Source organism: Acidobacteriota bacterium, from assembly GCA_030949985.1.
Classification (GTDB): domain Bacteria; phylum Acidobacteriota; class Polarisedimenticolia; order J045; family J045; genus JALTMS01.
This window is the reverse complement of the sequence record JAUZRX010000119.1, coordinates 33365-52670: the sequence shown is the minus strand read 5'-3', so window position 1 is coordinate 52670 and position 19306 is coordinate 33365. Positions and strand designations below refer to the sequence as shown.

The 19306-nt window shown below is 69.1% G+C and carries 21 protein-coding genes; 12 read left to right on the top strand and 9 right to left on the bottom strand.

Annotated elements, in window-relative coordinates; genetic code table 11:
• Positions 1-9: 9 nt before the first annotated feature.
• Together Q9Q40_15415 and Q9Q40_15410 are read left to right on the top strand one after the other, a co-directional pair.
• Complete coding sequence (locus tag Q9Q40_15415; protein MDQ7008609.1) at positions 10-1374, top strand: NAD-dependent succinate-semialdehyde dehydrogenase; 1365 nt, start codon at positions 10-12, stop codon at positions 1372-1374.
• Between the two features lie 789 nt (positions 1375-2163).
• Positions 2164-2676, top strand: a complete 513-nt coding sequence (locus tag Q9Q40_15410) for a hypothetical protein (protein ID MDQ7008608.1) — start codon at positions 2164-2166, stop codon at positions 2674-2676.
• Between the two features lie 895 nt (positions 2677-3571).
• Here Q9Q40_15410 and Q9Q40_15405 read toward each other — a convergent pair.
• The 4 genes from Q9Q40_15405 to Q9Q40_15390 all read right to left on the bottom strand — a co-directional run bounded on the left by Q9Q40_15405 (position 3572) and on the right by Q9Q40_15390 (position 5912).
• Positions 3572-4369, bottom strand: a complete 798-nt coding sequence (locus Q9Q40_15405; GenBank protein ID MDQ7008607.1) for a hypothetical protein — start codon at positions 4367-4369, stop codon at positions 3572-3574.
• Positions 4370-4374: 5 nt separating this feature from the next.
• Complete coding sequence (locus Q9Q40_15400; GenBank protein MDQ7008606.1) at positions 4375-4902, bottom strand: type VI secretion system tube protein Hcp; 528 nt, start codon at positions 4900-4902, stop codon at positions 4375-4377.
• 23 nt (positions 4903-4925) lie between these two features.
• Positions 4926-5420: a type VI secretion system tube protein Hcp gene (locus Q9Q40_15395; protein ID MDQ7008605.1), complete on the bottom strand. Its 495-nt coding sequence runs from the start codon at positions 5418-5420 to the stop codon at positions 4926-4928.
• A 315-nt stretch (positions 5421-5735) separates the two neighbouring features.
• The gene (locus tag Q9Q40_15390) at positions 5736-5912 is read right to left on the bottom strand and encodes a hypothetical protein (GenBank protein ID MDQ7008604.1); all 177 of its coding nucleotides are present in this window, start codon (positions 5910-5912) and stop codon (positions 5736-5738) included.
• Positions 5913-6834: 922 nt separating this feature from the next.
• Between Q9Q40_15390 and rplU the strand changes: the two genes are divergently transcribed.
• From rplU to Q9Q40_15350, 8 genes are all read left to right on the top strand, one after another.
• Positions 6835-7161 (top strand): 50S ribosomal protein L21, encoded by a 327-nt coding sequence (gene rplU / locus Q9Q40_15385; protein MDQ7008603.1) that lies wholly within the window; start codon positions 6835-6837, stop codon positions 7159-7161.
• A 10-nt stretch (positions 7162-7171) separates the two neighbouring features.
• Positions 7172-7432, top strand: a complete 261-nt coding sequence (gene rpmA / locus Q9Q40_15380) for a 50S ribosomal protein L27 (protein ID MDQ7008602.1) — start codon at positions 7172-7174, stop codon at positions 7430-7432.
• A gap of 55 nt (positions 7433-7487) precedes the next feature.
• Complete coding sequence (gene obgE, locus Q9Q40_15375; GenBank protein MDQ7008601.1) at positions 7488-8489, top strand: GTPase ObgE; 1002 nt, start codon at positions 7488-7490, stop codon at positions 8487-8489.
• Entirely contained in the window at positions 8489-9469 is a 981-nt protein-coding gene (nadD, locus tag Q9Q40_15370) for a nicotinate (nicotinamide) nucleotide adenylyltransferase (GenBank protein MDQ7008600.1), read from the top strand. The genes obgE and nadD overlap by 1 nt, the downstream gene beginning before the upstream one ends.
• A 14-nt stretch (positions 9470-9483) precedes the next feature.
• Complete coding sequence (locus Q9Q40_15365; protein ID MDQ7008599.1) at positions 9484-9948, top strand: 23S rRNA (pseudouridine(1915)-N(3))-methyltransferase RlmH; 465 nt, start codon at positions 9484-9486, stop codon at positions 9946-9948.
• An 85-nt stretch (positions 9949-10033) separates the two neighbouring features.
• A complete protein-coding gene (locus Q9Q40_15360) occupies positions 10034-11380 on the top strand; it encodes a tetratricopeptide repeat protein (GenBank protein ID MDQ7008598.1) in 1347 nt (448 codons plus the stop codon).
• Positions 11377-12156, top strand: a complete 780-nt coding sequence (locus Q9Q40_15355; protein MDQ7008597.1) for a phosphoribosyltransferase family protein — start codon at positions 11377-11379, stop codon at positions 12154-12156. Before Q9Q40_15360 ends, Q9Q40_15355 begins: the two co-directional genes overlap by 4 nt.
• Positions 12156-13070 (top strand): peptidylprolyl isomerase, encoded by a 915-nt coding sequence (locus Q9Q40_15350; protein ID MDQ7008596.1) that lies wholly within the window; start codon positions 12156-12158, stop codon positions 13068-13070. The genes Q9Q40_15355 and Q9Q40_15350 overlap by 1 nt, the downstream gene beginning before the upstream one ends.
• A gap of 5 nt (positions 13071-13075) precedes the next feature.
• Here the strand turns inward: Q9Q40_15350 and Q9Q40_15345 are convergent, their stop codons facing one another.
• The gene (locus Q9Q40_15345; GenBank protein ID MDQ7008595.1) at positions 13076-14221 is read right to left on the bottom strand and encodes a hypothetical protein; all 1146 of its coding nucleotides are present in this window, start codon (positions 14219-14221) and stop codon (positions 13076-13078) included.
• 100 nt (positions 14222-14321) lie between these two features.
• On the opposite strand from Q9Q40_15345, the gene Q9Q40_15340 reads away from it, so the two are divergent.
• On the top strand, positions 14322-15086 hold the full coding sequence (locus Q9Q40_15340) for a sulfite exporter TauE/SafE family protein (protein ID MDQ7008594.1): 765 nt from the start codon (positions 14322-14324) through the stop codon (positions 15084-15086).
• On the opposite strand, the gene Q9Q40_15335 is transcribed toward Q9Q40_15340, so the two are convergent.
• Positions 15083-15898 (bottom strand): DUF2797 domain-containing protein, encoded by an 816-nt coding sequence (locus tag Q9Q40_15335; protein ID MDQ7008593.1) that lies wholly within the window; start codon positions 15896-15898, stop codon positions 15083-15085. The genes Q9Q40_15340 and Q9Q40_15335 overlap by 4 nt on opposite strands.
• A 127-nt stretch (positions 15899-16025) precedes the next feature.
• On the opposite strand from Q9Q40_15335, the gene Q9Q40_15330 reads away from it, so the two are divergent.
• The gene (locus Q9Q40_15330; protein ID MDQ7008592.1) at positions 16026-16835 is read left to right on the top strand and encodes a prolipoprotein diacylglyceryl transferase; all 810 of its coding nucleotides are present in this window, start codon (positions 16026-16028) and stop codon (positions 16833-16835) included.
• 45 nt (positions 16836-16880) lie between these two features.
• On the opposite strand, the gene Q9Q40_15325 is transcribed toward Q9Q40_15330, so the two are convergent.
• The 3 genes from Q9Q40_15325 to Q9Q40_15315 are packed head-to-tail and all read right to left on the bottom strand — an operon-like array spanning position 16881 to position 19302.
• The gene (locus tag Q9Q40_15325) at positions 16881-17135 is read right to left on the bottom strand and encodes an acyl carrier protein (protein MDQ7008591.1); all 255 of its coding nucleotides are present in this window, start codon (positions 17133-17135) and stop codon (positions 16881-16883) included.
• Positions 17132-18124 carry a diacylglycerol kinase family protein gene (locus Q9Q40_15320; GenBank protein ID MDQ7008590.1) on the bottom strand — a complete coding sequence of 331 codons (993 nt, stop codon included), beginning with the start codon at positions 18122-18124 and terminating at the stop codon, positions 17132-17134. Before Q9Q40_15320 ends, Q9Q40_15325 begins: the two co-directional genes overlap by 4 nt.
• Positions 18097-19302 carry a pyridoxal phosphate-dependent aminotransferase gene (locus Q9Q40_15315; GenBank protein ID MDQ7008589.1) on the bottom strand — a complete coding sequence of 402 codons (1206 nt, stop codon included), beginning with the start codon at positions 19300-19302 and terminating at the stop codon, positions 18097-18099. Before Q9Q40_15315 ends, Q9Q40_15320 begins: the two co-directional genes overlap by 28 nt.
• Positions 19303-19306: the final 4 nt, after the last annotated feature.

Below are 19306 nucleotides of genomic sequence, written 5' to 3'. Positions count from 1 at the left end.
CTGCCCACCATGAGCCTGCAGTCGATCAACCCCGCCACCGGAGATGTCCTGGAAACCCTGGCGACCTGGCCCGCAGAACGGGTCGAAAGCGCCCTGGACACCGCCGCCGAGACAGCCCGATCCTGGGCCGCCACGCCGCTCCGGGACCGCTGCCGAATCGTCTCGCGCGCCGCCGGTGTGCTGCGCGACCGGCGGGAGGAACTGGCGCGCACCATGAGCCTCGAGATGGGCAAGTGCATCAACGAGGCCCGGGCGGAAGTGGACAAGTGTGCCTGGGTCTGCGAGCACTACGCCGAGCACGGGCCGGCCTACCTCGAGCCGGAGGTCGTGGCCAGCGATGCGGGCCGCAGCTACGTGGTCTTCCAGCCCCTCGGCGCCGTGCTGGCGGTGATGCCCTGGAATTTCCCCCTCTGGCAGGTCTTCCGCTTCGCCGCACCGGCCCTCGTGGCGGGCAACGTGGGCCTGCTCAAGCACGCGTCGAACGTGCCCCGCTGCGCCGTGGAAATCGAGCGCGTGTGGCAGGCCGCCGGCGCTCCCGACGGAGCGTTCACCACGCTGATGATCCGCGCCTCGGAAGTGGCGCCGGTGATCGCCGATCCGCGGGTGCGCGCGGTGACCCTCACCGGCTCCGATCCCGCCGGCCGGCAGGTGGCCGCCGCGGCGGGGCGGGCGCTGAAGAAGACAGTGCTCGAGCTGGGAGGCTCGGACCCCTTCGTGGTGCTCGAAGACGCCGACCTGGACCTGGCCGTCGAGCAGGGGGTGACTTCGCGTTTTCTCAACGCGGGCCAGAGCTGCATCGCGGCCAAGCGATTCATTCTCGTGGACTCCATCGCCGAGGCCTTCCTCGAGCGCTTCCGCTCCCGGGTCGAGCAGCTCCGGCCCGGCGACCCACTCGACGAGACCACCACCCTCGCTCCCCTGGCCCGCCACGATCTGCGGGACGAGATCCACCAGCAGGTGCTCGATTCGGTGGCCGCCGGCGCCCGGGTGCTCTGCGGCGGTGAGCCCCTGCCCGGCCCCGGCGCCTTCTACGCCGCGACGATCCTCGACGCCGTGCGCCCGGGCATGCGAGCCTACGAGGAGGAACTCTTCGGCCCGGTGGCGGTGGTGCTGCGCGCCACCGACGAGGCCGACGCCCTGCGCCTGGCCAACGACACCCCCTTCGGCCTGGGCGCCGCGGTGTTCAGCGGCGACACCGCCCGCGCCGAACGCTTCGCCCTGCAGATGGAGGCCGGCGCCGCCTTCGTCAACGGCATGGTCAAGTCCGACCCCCGCCTGCCCTTCGGAGGCATCAAGCTCTCCGGCTACGGCCGCGAGCTGGGCCGCGAGGGGATCCGCGAGTTCGTCAACATCAAGACCGTCTGGATTCGCTGAGCGCCGAGGGCCCGCCATCACCCAGGCGAAAGGGCTCGCTCACGGCGAGGGCTCGAAGAAAGTCCGGATGCGTAGATCGCCGGCCGAGAGAAACAGGAGCCGGTTCGCCGATCTTCCCATTTGCCGGGTGATTTCCTGCAATTCGTCGACCCAGTCCCTTTGGCCCGCGGAGGCATGGCGGGGAAAAGCCACCATAACCTCCGTTGTAGAGGCGGTCGCGCATGTCGCCAGAGAGGGGGTCGAGGTCGCCTGGGAGTGGAGCCGGGCTGTTGCCGGCCGAGACGGCCGGATCACGTCCGGGAGGACGCTGCGCCGCTGACAGGAAGCTGCGGAGCAGCGCTAGATATCCAGCGCCACCTCGTGGGTCCGTGAGGTGGAGTGGCCGGGATCCACAGCAGATCAGCTCATCCACCTTCTCGACGACCTTTCCGGGGACCACCTTCTCTCCTCCCGCACCGCCACGGGGCGCGCGATGCTCGACAAAACACCGCGCCACGGCGACAGCCCTTCGGCAGACAGGGCTGCGAGACCGGTCAAAGCGATGAACCCCTCGATGATCACGTGCCGAAGGTTTGTACCCTCACGTATGTCCGAGAACAGATCGACCCCTGCGAGGACCGCGAAGAGGAGCGCCAGCCAGAGGGGGCCCCGTCTCCCATCCGTGTCGTTTCGACCTCGTAACCCTATGTTTTCCATGGAGTTCGCAAAAGGAGGGTGGCCTCTCACCCCAACTGTGGGCACAATGCGCTAGCATCGGACCAACGACTCCCACCTTTCACGGAGCATGCCATGGAGAGCCTCATCTTTCACCCGAAGGTCGTCCATCTGCCCATCGCCCTGGGCGTTCTCATGCCGCTGATCGCGGCTTCTCTGGCGCTCGCCTGGTGGAGGAGCTTCCTCCCGAAGAGGGCCTGGCTGGTAGCGGTCGCCTTGCAAACCATGCTCGTCCTCAGCGGGTTCGTCGCCATGAGGACGGGCGAGGCAGAAGAAGGGAAGGTCGAGCCCATCGTCGGTGAGTCGGTCCTCGAGGCCCACGAGGAGGCGGCGGAGGCGTTCGTATGGACGAGCGCCGCGGTCCTCCTCCTCTTCGTCGGCGCGGCCATCCTCAGGAGAGAGGGAGCATCGCTGGCGCTCGCGGTGGCGGCGACGATCGGAACCCTCGTCGTCTTCGGGCTGGGCTATCGAACCGGCGAGGCGGGCGGCAGCCTTGTCTACGAACACGGCGCCGCGAGCGCCTACACCTCTCCCGGCGAGGGCTCTCCAGCCCCCGCCTACAGGGGAGACCACGAGGACCACGACTAAGGCCCAGGAGAACCCATACCACCGGGCGGCGACGGTCGTCTCTTCCGGTCCGGGGCGGCGGGGCGAGACGCCCCTACACACGAAAACCCACCTCGCTGGAGGTGGGCGCGGCCGGAATCGGCGGATGTGCGGCGATCAGATTCCTTCCGGAGTCACCTCCGTGGCGCGGCGGGTCCACCACCACCAACCGGCGGCGGCCAGGCCCGTAACCAGAATCTGAGTCGCAATCAGCATCTCCGCCATCAGGTACGGCGCTATGCCCCGAGGGTCACCCGAGGGTCAAGGTAAAAGCTCCGCGCTTCCAGCGGTGGGGGGGGGGGGAGGGACAGAGCGCGCACGACATTCTCAATGGGCACCAACCGGGGCAAAACGAACGATCTCAGGATCAAGGCTCGACAGGTTCCGGTCGTTCCGCGGGTCGGGAATCGGCCCCTCGCCGTCGCCCCACGAGGGCCGCCGAGCAGGAAGTGATCTCGCGCTTTCTCGGCGCGGGACAGCGTCGCATCGCGGCCAAGCTTCATCCTGGTCGAGGCCGTTGCCGAGGCCTTCCTCGAGCGATTCCGCGCCCGGGTCGAGCAGCGCCGGCCCGGCGACCCGCTCGACGAGACTACCGCTCTCGCCCCCCTGGCCTCGCCGCGCCGGCGCTCCCCGACCGGATCGCCCGCATCGCGGACTCATTCGACGGGTGAGTCGGTTTCTCTCGAATCCGGAGCGCGCGGGTTTCGAGCAGCCGCCGGAGTCACTCGGCGACGAGGGTCAAGCGGCATCAGCAGAGCCGCGCGCGACGCGTCCTGCGCGTCGGTTCGCTCGCCCCGCTTCGAGCCGACCCGCGCTCTTGGACACTCGACTCGTATCGAGTCGGAGTCAACGGGAGCACACGCACCCGCAGGCCGGCTCAGGGGCAAGGCGCCGAATTGTTCCTCTCGTTGCCCGCCGAGTCGCTGCCGAGGGTCGACTCCTGGGTGCAGTTGAACGACGAGACGAGCTGCACGAAAAGACCGGATGCCGGCAGGGCGCCGTCGTCGAGCAACTCGGTGGCCATGATGCCGCTCTCGTAACAGCTCAGATCGCCCAGCGCGACCTGCTCCCCGCGGTAGACGTTGTAGTGCTCCACATCCCCGGAGGGAGCCATCCACGCCAGGCGCGCGACGGTGCTGCCGGAACTCTCGAGGCTCAGGTCGAGTTGAGGGACTTCCAGCGGGGGGGGAACCAGGGTATTGGAGCAACCGGTGGGATCGATGCACGAATCGTCGGTGCACACGTCGCCATCATCGCAGCTCGGCGGTGCTCCAGCGGCGCACTGGAAATCGCCGCAAGACTCCGTCCCATTGCAGGGCAGGCCGTCGTCGCAGTCCGCAGCGGCCAGGCACTCGGCGGTGGGCTCGAAATAGAAGCGATAGCCGAATTGCTGGCGCTGCATGCGCAGTAGCTCCACGTTCTGGGCCATGCTGGCAAATGCTGGATCGTAACCCCGGCCATAGTCGTCTCCATCGGAGAACGTGTCGACCGTTGCTTCGGTGCCCAGGTAGTCACGGGAGAAGTCAGCACCCTGGACGCGACCGTACCAGTCGTCGCCCTGGTTGGGGTAATCGAAGTCCAGTTGGTATTCGGCGGCGCGTACACCCGCCATCGTGGCGATGAGCACTCCCACCATCGCCAGCATACCGCCCCACTCTCGCGCCAGGCTGGTCACGGTCGCTAGACCTGCGGGCCGGAGGGATTGGTCAAGGTTCTGCTCTGGCCGTCGACGTCGATGGTGATGGTGCCGTACTCGAGGCGGATGCGCTCCCGCGGCGGCTGGCGTGGGCCGCCGCCGTCGGTGGGCTCGATGTCGATCAGCTCGATGGCCAGCACCCGAACCCTCTCGAGAATCACCTGATGGTGCAATACCAGCCGGCCGCTGGGATCAGGATCAAAGAACGAGAACGTCACTCGCGGCAAGATCTGAAAGCTGTTGTAGGCGTCCCAGAAGCGGGTCGATGTCGCCTCCAGTTCTTTGAGAAAGATCACGTTCTCGTGCTCGGTCCCTCGCGTGGCAGATCGCATGAGATGATGGAACTCCAGGCCAGTGATCTCATCGATACTCCGGCGACAGTGAGGGGCCGGATAGTCCGAGACCCAGTCGGTGCCCGAGCCGTCATCGACCAGCACGCAACTGTCGTAAGCACCGAGAGCGAAGCTGCACACAGCACCGCAAACCGCCAGAGCCAGTATCCACTTTTTCATCACAGAGTCCTCATTCCCCTCGCCTACCTGCTGATCGCGGAACTCGAGCCATCCTTGTATTCAAGGGTGACGACGTCGTATTGCAGGCGGATGCGTTCGAGGTCTTTGATAAATTCGGATTCCCGCGGCGTGGCGGGTTCGATGGCGACGACTCGGGCGCCCGAGAGGATCAGCCTGGCGCGGAATTCGGTCGCGGCGCCGTTGGTCTGATAGAAACTGATGGTGACCTCTTGGCTGCTCTGATTGTCGAGCAGGCTCCAGAGCCCCGGCGACGAAGCGTCGAGGCGCTTTCGGAGTACGATGTCCTCGAGAATGCGGCCCTGGCCACCAGACCCGGTCCTGCGGAGCAGGTGATGAACGTCGAGTGCCAGGAAAGAGCCGTCCTTGCAGTAATCCGGTAGCTGGGGAGAGGGTTGGACTCCCGATGCGAACCTCACGCAACTCTCGACCGCCGAGGCGGGGCTCACCACGAGCAACCCGATCAGGGCAATCGCCGCCCTCCGAAGTATGGTCTTCATCAGTTCTTCTCCCGTCTTCTCCCGGCTGCGCGAGCTTTCTCGCTCGGCATGTTCGAACGGTATGTTCGAAGGCCAAACAGATACGACTAACAGAGCCTGACGTCAAGGTTATACCCTGCCATCACAACCCGGGTTTGACGGTATACGCAAGCGGCTCAAAACCACTCGCATCAACGTGCGTCAGCCAGGGCACAGCAACGACCAAGCGGTCGTAGCCGCCGACTCGGCCACCGGAGCAGGTCGGGGCGGGGTTCAGGCGCGGTCGAGCACGGCATGGATATCTTGACCCGGTGTGTTTACAATCACTTACGAGCATCAGTGCTCGTCTCCGTCATCCGCAAGATCCTTCTCGAACTCGGCTTTTCCTTCGTCCCCGCCCACGCCGATGCTCACATCGAACTCCCGAAGCGCGAAATCCTCGAGGTCCTCCGCGTCGCCGGAGCCCTCGAGCGGTTGCCGCGCCCGCGCGGGGCCCTGATCGCCGGCTGCCATCGCCGGGCCACGAAACCCTGCCGCCCGAGCGGCGGAGCGAACCCGGCATCCTCGGCGCGGCACTGCGGATGACGTGAGCCGGGCGGCGGCCCGGCGGGACTCCAAGGCGACCGGAATCGCGCTCGTTCACACGCCCGGAGACCTCCCGGAGTTCGAGAGCAGCCCCCCCGTCCACTCCGAAAGGCGCCCCGACCGCGCACTGGAGCCAGGAGCAGAGCTTCCGCCCCACTCGAGTTCCTCGTTGAACTCTGCCTGCACGTGCTGCTCCCATACCGCGCTTGCACCTGACGCGACGACTCCACGGAGCCGACTCCACGTGACAACGGGAGGAGCAAGCGCGCCAGCGAAAGGGTTCAACGCACAGCGTGGCCGTCAGCGGGAATGACGGCCGCGGACCGCTCCGAGGCCCCCCTCCCCGGCCATGCGAAAGCGGCAAGCTGAGTGGGCTCGCGTGGTATCCAGGGTTTTCGGGCCATTCCATGCTCCCGGAACAAGCAAGAGCGGGGCCGGATCAGGTCGACGGCCGAGCGCCGGCTTCGGTGCCGGAAGCGTCCGCATGCGGGCGGGTGTGGCGGACACATCCGGACACGTTCTCCTTCTGATCGCCTCCACCGGGAAGGACAGTCTCCGCTCCGCAGTGCGGAGTGCCGATTCCGGGCGGCGGCAGGGACCCGCCCAGTTCTGATAGCGAGGTAGAGGCCGGGTAGCGCCATGCCTCCGATCATGACTCGTGCCTGCAGTATTTTTCCGCGCTCGTTCTCCCGCGTCCGGAAGCCAACTGTCAAGCTCCCCCCGCCGCGCAAATTCGTCTATTTTTCGCTGATCGCTCTCATCCCCGCCCCCAGATATCCCATTTGACGTCCCACCCAAGTGCCCCTAGAATCCCTGCTTCGTTGTGCCCACTGCTGGAGGAAACATCATCATGAGCGCGTCTTACGCGGTCATCGCCGCCGGCGGCCGCCAACTCCGCGTGTCGCCCGGTGAAACCGTCCGGGTCGACCGCCTGTCTGCCGGCGTCGGCGAAGAAGTGAGTCTCGAACGGGTCCTGCTGGTCGCCACCGGCGAGGAGGTGCGTCTTGGCGCGCCCCACGTGGACGGCGCCGTGGTCAAGGCCCGCGTCCTCGGCGACAAGCGCGACCGCAAGGTACTGGTCTTCAAGCGCAAGCGCCGCAAGATGTATCGCCGCCGGCGTGGTCATCGCCAGTGGTACACCCTGGTCAAGATCGAATCGATCGAAGCCGGAAGCTGAAGGAGGCCCCATGGCTCACAAGAAAGCCGGCGGATCTTCCCGCAACGGTCGTGACAGTCAATCCAAGCGCCTGGGCGTCAAGCGTTTCGCCGGCCAGTTCGTCAGGGCCGGTAACATTCTCTGTCGTCAGCGGGGCACGCCGATCCGCCCCGGCGAAGGCGTCGGTCGGGGTAAGGACGACACCCTCTTCGCCCTGATCGACGGCGTCGTGCGTTTCCACGATCGCGGTCGTCACGGTCGCTACGTTCTCGTCGAGCCCAGGCAGGACTGACGGCGGAGGTCCGGGGACCTCTGGCTCGAAGCCTGCGCTGCGGCCGGAGGAAACCATGTTCCTCGACGAAGTCACGATTACGGTCGCCGGCGGTGACGGCGGGGCGGGTTGCGTCGCCTTCCGCCGGGAGAAGTACGTCGCCAAGGGCGGCCCCTCCGGGGGTGACGGGGGCGCGGGGGGTTCGGTCTGGCTCGTCGGCGACCCGTCGGAGAACACCCTGCTGCGCTATCGCTTCCGCAAGGAATACCGCGCCGACAAGGGACGCCCCGGCGAGGGGTCCCGCCGCACGGGCCGGGGCGGCGAAGACCTGCTGCTGAAAGTCCCCACCGGAACCCAGGTCTTCGACGAGGACGGCACACAACTGCTGGCGGACATCGTCGAACCCGGCCAGCGATTCCTCGCCGCCGGTGGTGGAAGGGGCGGCAAGGGCAACGCCCACTTCGCCAACTCCGTGAGGCAGACTCCCCGCTTCGCCCAACCCGGAGAGCCGGGCGAGGTCCGCACGCTCAGGCTGGTGCTCAAGCTGATGGCCGACATCGGCCTGGTGGGCTTTCCCAACGCGGGCAAGAGTACCCTGATCTCCCGCATCTCCGCCGCCAAGCCGGAGATCGCCGACTACCCCTTCACCACCCTGGTGCCCCACCTGGGGGTGGTGGACGCCGGCGACTACCGCTCCTTCGTCGTCGCCGACATTCCGGGGCTGATCGAGGGGGCCCACCAGGGCCGCGGCCTGGGAGACCGCTTCCTGCGCCACGTGGAGCGCTGCCGGGCGCTGGCGATCCTGGTGGATGTCTCCTCGGGCGCCGAGCGCGCCCCCGAGGCCACCGTCGAGGGTCTCGAGCGGGAGCTGGAGGCCTACAACCCCGAACTGGCCCGGCGCAAGCGCCTGCTGGTGGCGACCAAGATCGACGCGATGGACGATGCCCAGGCCCTCGAAGCCCTCGAAGCCCTGGCCCGACGGCGGAACCTGCCCATCGTGGCCGTCTCCGCTGTCAGCGGCCAGGGCCTCGACACCCTGCGCCACCTCTTCGCCGCCCAGGCCCTCGGGGAGGGCTGATGCGCATCGGCCTCTTCGGCGGCACTTTCGACCCGCCCCACCTCGGTCACCTGGCGGCGTGTCGGGCCGCACGGGACCAGTTGATCCTCGATCGCCTCGAGGTCGTCCCCTGCGGCCATCCACCGCACCGCGGGACGCCGCGGGCCAGCGGCGCCCAGCGCCTGGCCATGGTGAGGCTCACCCTCGAAGGCGAGGCGAAGCTGGTGGCGTCGGACCGTGAACTCGAACGGGAAGGCCCCTCCTTCACCATCCAGACCCTGGCCGAACTGGCCGCCGAGCGCCCCGGGGCCGAGATCTTTCTCGTCCTCGGCGGCGACTCCTACGACGACCTGCCCGGCTGGCATCGGCACGACGAAATCGAGGCCCTGGCCCACTTGGCGGTGATCGCCCGTCCCGGCGCCGCCGGACTCGAGGCGCTGCGGCCGGGCGACCATCACCGCGTGCGCCGACCCGACCAGCCCCTGCCCGTCGAGGGCCGGGCCGTGATCCCCCTCGAAATGGAGCCCTGCCCGTACTCTGCCAGCGCCATCCGCGAGCGCCTGGCCCGGGGCCTGGCCCCCGAAGGGCTGGCCCCCGCGGTACTCGAATACATTCGCCGGCACGCACTCTACACACCCGAGAGGAGTTCTTCCGGGATGAACGAAGCCCCCCGTGACCTGTTGTCCGTCATCCAGCAGACCCTGGCCGCCCGCAAGGCGGAAAACATCCTGACCCTCGACCTGCGCGGCCGCTGCAGCTTCGCCGATCACTTCGTGATCTGCCACGGCAGCTCCGATCGCCAGGTCAAGTCCCTGGCCGAAGAAGTGCAGCACGAGGTGCGCAAGCAGCTCGGCCGGAAGGCCCGGGCGGAAGGCTTCCAGCGCGCCGAGTGGATCCTGCTCGACTTCGGCGACGTGATCGTCCACGTCTTCTCCGAAAGCGCCCGGGACTTCTTCCGCCTCGAATCCCTCTGGCAGGACGCCCCCCGTCTCGACGAGTAGCGGAGCGGCGCCCCATGGCGGAATGGCTGGAAGTGATCACCGTCGGCAGGACCCGCCGCGGTCCCCTGCTCGACCTGGAAGAGGACTACCTGCGCCGCCTCGAGCGCCTCGGCGGCTGCCGACGGCGCGTGGTGCCACCCTCGAAAAAGGCCCCGGCCGCCCTCCGGCGCCGGGAAGAAGGCGAAGCGCTGGCCGACCTGCGCCGCCGCCGGGGCCTGACCGTGGCCCTCGATGCCTCGGGTCGCGGCTTCGACTCCCCGACCTTCCAGCGCTGGCTGCTCGAGGCCCGGGGCCGGGGCGGCGTGAGCTTCCTCATCGGCGGACCCGATGGCCTGCACACCTCCACCCTCGCCGCGGCCGACCTGAAACTCGCCCTGGGCCCGATGACCCTGCCCCACGAACTGGCCCTCGTCGTGCTCCTCGAACAGCTCTACCGGGCCCTGGCCGCTGAACAGGGCCACCCCTATGCCAGGCACTAAACCCCTCCTTCTTCCCTCCCGCGGGAGCCTTGGCGGCCTCGATGGGTTGACCGCCTGCCGGAACGGCGCGTAGGCTCGCTGCACGATGCGCATCCGAACCTTCATCGCCGTCATTCTGCTGCTCTCCTTTGCGGCGGGAATCGTCTTCATCCTGCTGCCCAACCGCGAGATCCTCGAGTTGCGCGTCGACCTGGCCGGCCACCACGTGCCGGTGTGGGGCGCCCTGCTCGGCGCCTTCGCCGCCGGCTCGCTGATCAGCCTCGCCTTCCAGATCACCGGCTGGGGCCGTACGGCCTATACGCGGGCCCGCTCCCTGTGGAGCACCCGCGGCCGCGAGGCCGCCGGGCGCAGCGTCGAGACGGGGCGTCAAGCCGAACGGGAAGGGCGCCTCGAAGACGCCATCGCCGCCTACCAGCAGGCCATCGAACGCTCTCCCGGTGACTTCCGTTCCCTGATGCGCCTGGGTGACGCCTTGCGGCGAGCCGGACGCAGCGCGGAGGCCGTGGGCATCCACGAGCGGGCCCGGCGCATCGAACCGGACAGCGACGAACCGGGCCACGCCCTGGCCCTCGACTACCTGGAGAGCGGACGCCTCGAAGACGCCAGGCGGGAATTGACCTCCCTGGTGAAGAAAAACCCTCGGGGCGCCATCGGCCCCCTGCGCCAACTGCGGGACCTGGAGATTCGCGCCGGCGAGTGGGAAGCCGCCGCGGACGCGGCTCGCCGCCTGGCCACGGCCTGCTCACGCAGCGGCGCGGTGCCCCTCGATCGCCTCCAGGACCTGGGCCTGCGGACCCAGATCGCCCTCCGGCGCCTGGAAGCCGGAGAGGCCCGGGCCGCAGCCGGCCTGCTGCGCAAGCTGTTGCGCAAGGAGGGCGAATACATCCCCGCCCGCATCACCCTGGCCCAGGCCCTGGCCCGGGCCGGCGACGCTCCCGCCGCCCGGGAAGCCCTGCTCGAGGGCTTCCGCGCCACCGGCGAGCCGGCCCTCCTCGACGCCCTGGCGGCCCTCGACCTCGATCGCGGCCATCCCGAGGAGGCCATCTCCAGCCTGAGGGGGCTGATCGCCGCCCAGCATTTCCCAGCCGCGGCCCGCTGGGCCCTGGGCAAGCTCTACCTGCGTCTCGAGATGCACGACGAGGCGGTGGACCAGTTCGAACTGATTCTCGAGGAGGTGGAAGACCACCCCCTGGTTCTCTTCCACCTGGCCCAGGCCGAGGAACGCCGGGACAACGCTTCCCGGGCCGCCGAACTCTACCGCCACGTCCTCGAGACCCAGGGCCCCGCAGAGGCCTACTGCAGCGCCTGCGGCTGGCATCTCGAAGAGTGGAGCGAGCGCTGCCCGGGCTGCGGACACTTCGGCACCGTGGCCACCGCCCTGTCGCCTGCCATCGCGGAGACCGGTGCCGCCCTGGCCCGCCAGCCGACTTGAACGACCGCCTCGCCCGTTGGCTCGGGGGGCTCTTTCCCGGCACCTGCCTGTTCTGTGACGGGGAACTTCCCCCCTGCGCGTCCTTCTCCGCCTGCCCCGCCTGCTGGCTGTCGCTGCCGCCCCTGCCCGAGGCCGGTGCCGCCCCGCGTGACCCGCCCGGCCCCCTGCTCGCGGGCATCGTCGCCCCCTTCCGCTACGAGGGCGACACCGTGGTGCTCCACCGCCGGATGAAGTTCGCCGGCGCGCTGGAACTGGCGATCCCCTGCGGGCGGCGCATGGCCGCGGCCTGGCAGATCGCGGGACCCTGGCGGCCGGACCTGCTGCTGCCGGTGCCTCCCGATCCCCTCCGTTGGGGTCCCCGGCGGCGGGTCAGCCGGGCGCTGGCCCGTATCCTCGGCGGCCGGCTCGGTGTCGCGGTCGATCCTCGGGCCGCCCGGAAGACCCGGCACACGCCCCCCCTCTCGAGTCTCGACGCGCGCGGGCGCCGGGGCCGGCTCCAGGGGGCTTTCTCGGTTCGCGCCTCCCGGGTGGAGGGCCGCCGGATCCTGCTGGTCGACGACGTCTGCACCACCGGCAGCACCCTCGCCGCCCTGGCCGAAACCCTGCATCAGGCCGGGGCCGGCACCGTGGCGGCCTGCGTCCTGGCCCGGACGCCGCGGCGCCCGTCCGGTGGGCGGAAGGGGCGGAGTTCGGCTAGTCTGTCCGACGGCATCGTTTTTCCCTGCCCGGACGGGGGCCGCGCGCCGCCCCGGGCCGATCGAATGGAGTCGTCGTGATGGTTCCCCCCCCTGGCCTGCTGCACTCCCGCTGGTTCGTCCTCGCCCTCATCCTGGGCCTGGTCTCCGTTCCCACCCCGGCCGCTTCGGACGCACCCCTGACGGCCTCCCTGCGCATGTTCCAGGATGTCTACGAGGTCGGCACGGTGATACGCGGCGAGTTGACCGTGATCAACCCCACGGAGCGCTGGGTCGAGTACAGCCACGGGGCGAACCTGGCCTCGAACCTCGAGCTGATCACCGCCGACGGCAAGGCGATCTCCCCTACCCGCCCCCGCCGTTTCGGTGCGGCGAAGGCCAAGTCCATCGGGCCGGGTGGTTTCATCGGCCTGACCTTCGACGCGGGCATGCTCTTCCCGCGCCTGGACAAGCCCGGCGACTACATTCTGCGCTTCGGTCCCCAGGGCGCCCCGTCCCAGGAGGTGAAGTTCAAGCTGATCGAGGCCTTCTCTCCCACTGCCGACTACCGGCTGTTGCTGGAAACCGCCGTGGGCCCGCTCCGCATCGCCCTCGACACCTCCGAAGCGCCGGTGGCCGTGCACAACATCGTCAACCTGGCCCGCTCGGGGCTCTACGACGGCGCCAAGATTCCGCGGGTGGAAAAGGGCGTGGCCTTCAAGATTCGGGGCCCCGCCTCGGCACGCTACCGCATCCGCCCCCAGGAGAAGACCTCCGCCGCCCTGCTCGCCGGGGCCGTACTCCTCGAGGCCTCCCCTCCCGGCCCGGGCGCCTTCAACATGCCCCACCTGATCGTGCTGCTCGGACCCCGCCCCGAGTGGCAGGGCAAGGCCACGGTGATCGGCCACCTGGTAGGCGGCGCCGAGACTCTCGACAAGCTGGTCGCCCGTGGCGGCGGCTCCGGCCTGCAGGTGATCTCCGCAACGGTCGAGGAAGGCCCCGCCGCCGGGGAATAGCGCGGCTAGCAGCCCAGCAGCTCCGCCAGAGCGGCGGCGTCGGGAGGCCCTGGAAGGTGCAGGCAGCCGGTGTCCGCCGGCTGGCCACGGCCCCAGGTGATGATCAGCATCCCCCGATCCGCCCGCTGCAGTTCCGCCGGCCCCGGCCCGGCTTCAGCCGGTTCCACCAGGGCCAGCTCGTAGCGGCAGCCCGCCCGCAGAAGATCGAGGGCCGCCTCGACTCCAACCGCGCACACCACGCGGCGCCCGGCACCCTCGAGGGCCGGGGTCACGGCTTCGAAGGAGGCCTCCGGGCCGACGAGCAGCACCGCTCCCGGCTCGCCACCCGGCAAAGGAGCCGGCTCGTCGGGCAGGGGCACTGCGATCACCACGCCACCGGCCCGATCCGCCCGTCCCCCGTGGATTCCGGCCAGGGCGCGGGCCAGGGCCAGGAACTCTTCCGGCAGGTCGCCGGCCCCCTCGAGGGTCAGGCGGACCTCCCCCGCGCCCGTGGTGCAGCCGAGGCGCAGCGGCTGGTCACCCCCTCCCCGCATCAGGACCTGATCCACCAGGGTGTCCAGGACCCCCAGCCAGAGTCCCGGCGCCAGGGCGAAGCGCGCCGCGGGGCCCTGGCGTTCGAAGAGAATCAGCCTTCCCGGCCAGCGCTCGCGCCAGGCAGCGAGCCGGAGCCCCAGCAGGGCCCCGGGGTCGAACGCCCGGGGCCCGGGCAGGGCGAACGGCTCGAGCAGAGCAGCCAGGGGGCCGGCCTCGTCCACCCCCCATGCGGCGACCAGTGCGCAGACCAGCCGGGGATCCACCCCGGTAGAGGCCGCCGGGGCCGGCGCAGCCCGCTCCTCGAGCCGCTGGCGCACTTCCTCGAGCAACTCCCCCAGGAAGGCGGTCCCCCGTTCCTTGCCGGCCAGCGGCAGGCAGTGCCGGGCGGGCGGCAGTTCCCCCTCGTCATGGACCCGCCTCCACGACTCGGAGACGAGCAGCAGGTCGGCGGTGCCCTCCGGGGCGGGATCGACCCGCACCTCTACCCCTTCCACTTCCGCCTCGAGGAACTCTGCGATCAGTTCCCGGTGGTCGGGATTCTCCTCGAGCAGAACGATCCGCCGCCGCTGAGCGCGGGGGGGGACCACGGGGACGGGAGGGAAGGCGGCAGCGGGCACGGCGGATTTTCCTCGGAAGAGACGGCCGAGGGAATATACGCCGACTCGCCGCCCCGCACCGCCCCCCCTGCTATGCTGACCGGCCTTGCGGAGCCCCCCCATGGAAACGGGACTGACATCGATCCTGTCGATCATCGGCGCCGGCGTGGTGGCCGGCTTTTTCAACGTCACGGCGGGTGGCGGCTCGACCCTGACCCTGCCCCTGCTGATGATCCTTCTCGGCCTGCCCGGCCCGGTGGCCAACGGCACCAACCGCATCGCGATCATCATCCAGAATCTGGTCGCCGCGCCCACCTTTCGCCGGGGCGGCATTCGCGGGCTGCGCTACACCCTGCCGCTGATCGTCGCGGCCCTCCCCGGCGCCGCCGTGGGGGCCTGGTGGGGGGCGACGATCTCGGACCTGCTCTTCCGGCGTCTGCTGGCCGGGATCATGGTCGGCCTGGCGGCGGTGATCGCCCTGACCCCCCGTCCCGACCCGCTGCCTCGCGACGCGGTCCCCACCCGCTACCGTCCCCTGACCTACCTGGCCTTTCTCGGCATCGGCCTGTACGCCGGATTCGTTCAGGCCGGGGTGGGATTCCTGATGATCTTCGCCCTGGCGGGCCTCGAAACCTTCCCCCTGGTCCGGGTCCACGCCTTCAAGGTCACCATCGTGCTGGCCCTGCAACTGGCCGTACTCCCGATCTTCCTGGCCCATGCCACGGTGATCTGGAGCGTCGGCCTCTACCTGGCCATCGGCCTGGCGGCGGGAGGCTACCTGGGCGCCCGTACCGCCCTCGCGGGCAGCGAGCGGCTCCTGCGGGTGATCCTCGCCTGCGCCGCGGTGGGGATGGCGATCAAGCTGCTGGTCGACACGGGCGGCTAGCCGTCCGTGTGCATCACCACGCCCACACCGCTGTGGCGCCGAACGTTGAGCACCCCCTCATCGAAGAGCAGATACTGGCCCCGGATCGCCTCGAGCCGCCCCTCGATCGATGGTGTTTTGAGCAGGTTGATGCTGCGCACCTTCTCCGGCCAGCGCAGGGCCGGATAGGTGAAGCGGTAGATCGGTCGCTCCGCGAGCAGATACCGGCGGTAGGCCTCGGGGATCCGGCCGATGAGGCGCTCGGCCTCGGCCTCGAGATCCACCCCGGCCTCGTCGCCCCGCAGCATGGCCTGCCAGTGGGTCCGGTCGCTGATCGACCGGGCGAGGATCTTCTCGAGCCGCCCCACCTCGAGCCGGTCCGGCAGCCGGGCCAGCGGCATGGCGGCCGCCGCGCCCTGGTCGATCCAGCGGGTGGGCACCTGGGTGTGACGGGTGATGCCCACCTTGACTCCCGCAGAGACCGCCAGGTAGAGGACGTGGTCGATCAGACAGTGCTCACGCCCCCAGGCGGGATCCCGGCAGGGATTGTCGGCCTGGTGGAAATGGCACAGCTCCGGTTTGACGATGCAGATGTCGTTCTGGGGCAACTTCCGGAAACAACGGAAACAGGAACCCTCGCCGTAAGGCTTGCGGGTCTTGCCGCCGCAGTAGATGCAGCGCACGTCTCCCGTGGTCTCGATACGCAGGCGGCGGCCGAGCCACGACGAAATCGCCACCGGTGCGTCGTCTTCCGCGAGAGCACCGCGGAGTTCATATTCCACCGGCTCGGTGTGCCGGACCGCCATTTTCTTCAGGTACCCGCGCCAGGTCACGACCGACTCCTATCCGCTGCCGCGTCCGGGATTCCCACCCGCGGACGCCGGGGCCCTGAGCCTACACCGGCGGATTTGGGTTTGCCTCTGCGTCCCAAGCTTCGTACTCTCCAGCGCTGGAGGAGCCATGTACCCAGTGATCATCGATTTCGGAACGATCAACATCGGCGGCCACGCGATTCCGATCGCCATTGGGGGCTACGGTGTTTTCTTCCTGCTGGCCGTGATCACCGGCTGGGCCATCGGCACCTACCTGGGTAGACAGGTCTACCCGGACGCCCCCTGGACCGATATCTACTTCGGCTCGGTGGCGGCCGGCTTCATCGGCGCCAAGGTCACCAACCTGATCGTCTTTCTCCCCGACATCGCCGCCGGCAAGAGAAGCTTCATCGGGGTGTTGATGGGGGGAGGCGTCTGGCTCGGCGGAGCGATTGCGGGCGTGGGTTTCTGCGCCTTGATGCTCCGCAAGTACAAGCTCGATCCGGGGATCGTGGCCAACGGCCTGTTCACCGGCGTGCCCCTGGCCCACGGTGTGGGCCGCATCGGCTGCCTGCTGGGCGGTTGCTGCTACGGCGCTCCCACCGACCTTCCCTGGGCGATCGTCTACACCAATCCCCTGGCCCATCGGATCAACGGCACACCGCTCGACGTCCCCCTGCATCCCAGCCCGATCTACGAGTTCCTCGCCGAAATGATGAACTTCGCCATCTGCTACGCCCTCTGGCGGCGCAAACCCGCCCCCTGGACCATCTTCGCGGCCTGGACCGGGCTCTACGGCATCGAGCGCTTCGTGCTGGAATTCTTCCGCTCCGATCCCCGGGGCCAGTACTCCCTGTTCACCACCAGCCAGTGGATTTCCCTGTGCATGGTGGCCATCTCCCTGGCGACCTTCGCCTGGATCCGCAGGACCACGCGTTCAGCGGCCGACGCCGTCTAGTGCCGCCCCTCGACCTGCGCGCATGAGGCCGCCTGGATCGGGCCGCTAGCCCTGGGCGAGGCGTTCGCGCACGAGATCGACCAGCACACCGAAAGGCTTGCCGATCAGGTCGGGGATCTTTTCCGGCGGAACCTCGATCTTGTATTCGTCCTCGATGTCGAGCAGCAGGTTGAGCAGGGCATGAGAGTCGAAACCCAGGTCGAAGTTGAGTTCCTCTTCGTCGCCCACGCTCTTCAACTCGAGACGGGAGTTTTTCAGCACGAGACGCTCGAGCCCCGCTCGCAGGTCGTCACCAGTCAAGATCCCTTCCTCCTCGTCCGCTGCCCGGGGGCCAAGAGTATAGACCCGCCGCAGGCCAGGCGGAGAGCCGCCGGCTGCAGGCCGACCCGGCAGTGGACGGCGGCGGAGGCAAGCACTTCGCCGTCGGCATGGACGGCCACCGGCCGCGAAAAGATGGCCTCGAAGTCGGCACAGCGCCCCATTTCGACCAGCCGGTGGCCGCCATGACCGCCGCGAAGGATCCGCGGCACCAGGCCCAGTATGCTGAGCACAGGCCCCTTGCGGCCGATGCAATAGTCCAGCACGCCGTCGGTGGCCACGGCCCGGGGAACGAGACGGAAGCCGCCTCCCGTACTCGGACCGTTGCCGAAGGTCAGCAGCAGCGCGGCCACCCTGCGCGCCGGCCCGCCATCGATACGCACTTCCGCCGGCCAGGGCCTCAGGCCATCGGCCAGGACCCGGATCAAGGCCAGGAGGTACGCGCCAAGGCCCCCGAGGGGAATCGATCGCGCCCGCCCGGCCACCTCCGCGTCGAGACCGATCCCCAGGGCGTTGACGAAGATCCCGGCGCGTCCGTCGATCCACACCCGGCCCACATCGAGGGGCGCGACCCGGAGCGCGTCTTCCGCCGCCAGGGCCTCGAGAGCGAGGCGGGGATCGAGGGGCAGCCCGAGCCCCCGCACCAGGTCGTTACCCCGCCCCAGGGGCACCAGGCCCAGGAGCGGGGACTCCGACCGCACGTCGGCCGCACGCAGCAAGCCGGCGACAACGGCGCGTATGCTGCCATCGCCGCCGGCGGCGATCACCATCGGGGCACCCGCACTCCAGGCCCGGGCGGCTTCCTCGGCCGCCGCCTCGGCGCTCGCCGGCCGCCGCAGGTCGAAGCCGCGCTCACCGCCGAGGCGGTCGAGAGCGCGGGTGAAGCGGCGCCGGCGACGGGAAGTTCCGGAACGCTCGTTGAGAACCAGGACCGGCCGGGCCATCAGCCCCGGCTGTTGGAGCGTACCCACTGGTCGATGCGATCGATGCCCTTTTCGATATCGGCGTTGGAAGCGGCATAGCTCAGCCGGATGTGCTGCCCCTCGTCAGGTACACGGGGACCGAAGTGGATGTCCGCCAGAACGGCCACACCGGCCTCCCGCAGCAAGCGGCCACGCAACTCTTCGGAATCGGCGCAGCCGGTCATGCGGCAAGCCTCGGTGACGTTGGGCCAGACATAGAACGCCCCGCCCGGGCGGCGACAGCTGAAACCGGGAATGCCGTTGAGGCCGCCGACGATCAGTTCCCGCCGTTCGTGGAAGACCCGTTTCATCTTTTCGGCCTCGTCCTGGGGACCGCTGATGGCTGCCAGCGCCGCGTACTGGTTGGGGTGAGCCGCACAGGACTCGGTGTTGGTCACCCAGCGGGTGAAGTGGGGGGCCAGGGCTTCGTTGACCGCGTAGCCGATGCGCCAGCCGGTCATCGCCCAGGTCTTGGAAACCCCGTCGGCGATGACCGTACGCTCGAGCATCCCCTCTTCGTTGACGATGGAAGCGAACTCTCCGTCGTAGACCAGGCGAGAGTAGATCTCGTCGGCATAGACCCAGACCTGGGGATGGCGGCGCAGGATCTCGGCGATGGCGGCCAGATCCCCGCGCGAGAGAATGCCTCCCGTCGGATTGTGCGGGGTATTGAGAATCAGCAACCGCGTCTTGTCGGTGATCCGCTCCTCCAGTTCGGCGGGATCGAAGGCGAAATCTCTCCCCTCGCGCAGGTGCAGGGGCACCCCCACGGCACCCATGGCGCGGATCTGGGAGTCGTAGATCGGGAAGCCCGGATTGGGATAGATCACTTCGTGGCCCGCCCCGAAATCGGTCACACTGAGGATCGTGTAACTGATGAAGGGCTTGGCTCCGGAACCCACCACCACGTGTTCCGGGCGGAGATCGACGCCGCGGACGCGGCCCAGTTCCCGGGCCACCGCCTCCCGCAGGGCGGGGATACCCGGGGAGGGCGTGTAGCCATGCCGGCCCTCCCGGATCGCCCGGATGGCGGCCTCGCAGACGTTGGCCGGCGTGGGGAAATCGGGCTGGCCGATACAGAAGGAGAGAACGTCCTTGCCCTCGGCCACCAGGGCGTTGACTTCACCGAGGACGACGAACGCGTTTTCCGTGCCCAGTTCAGCGGTGCGGTGACTCAGTTCCGGCATTGTC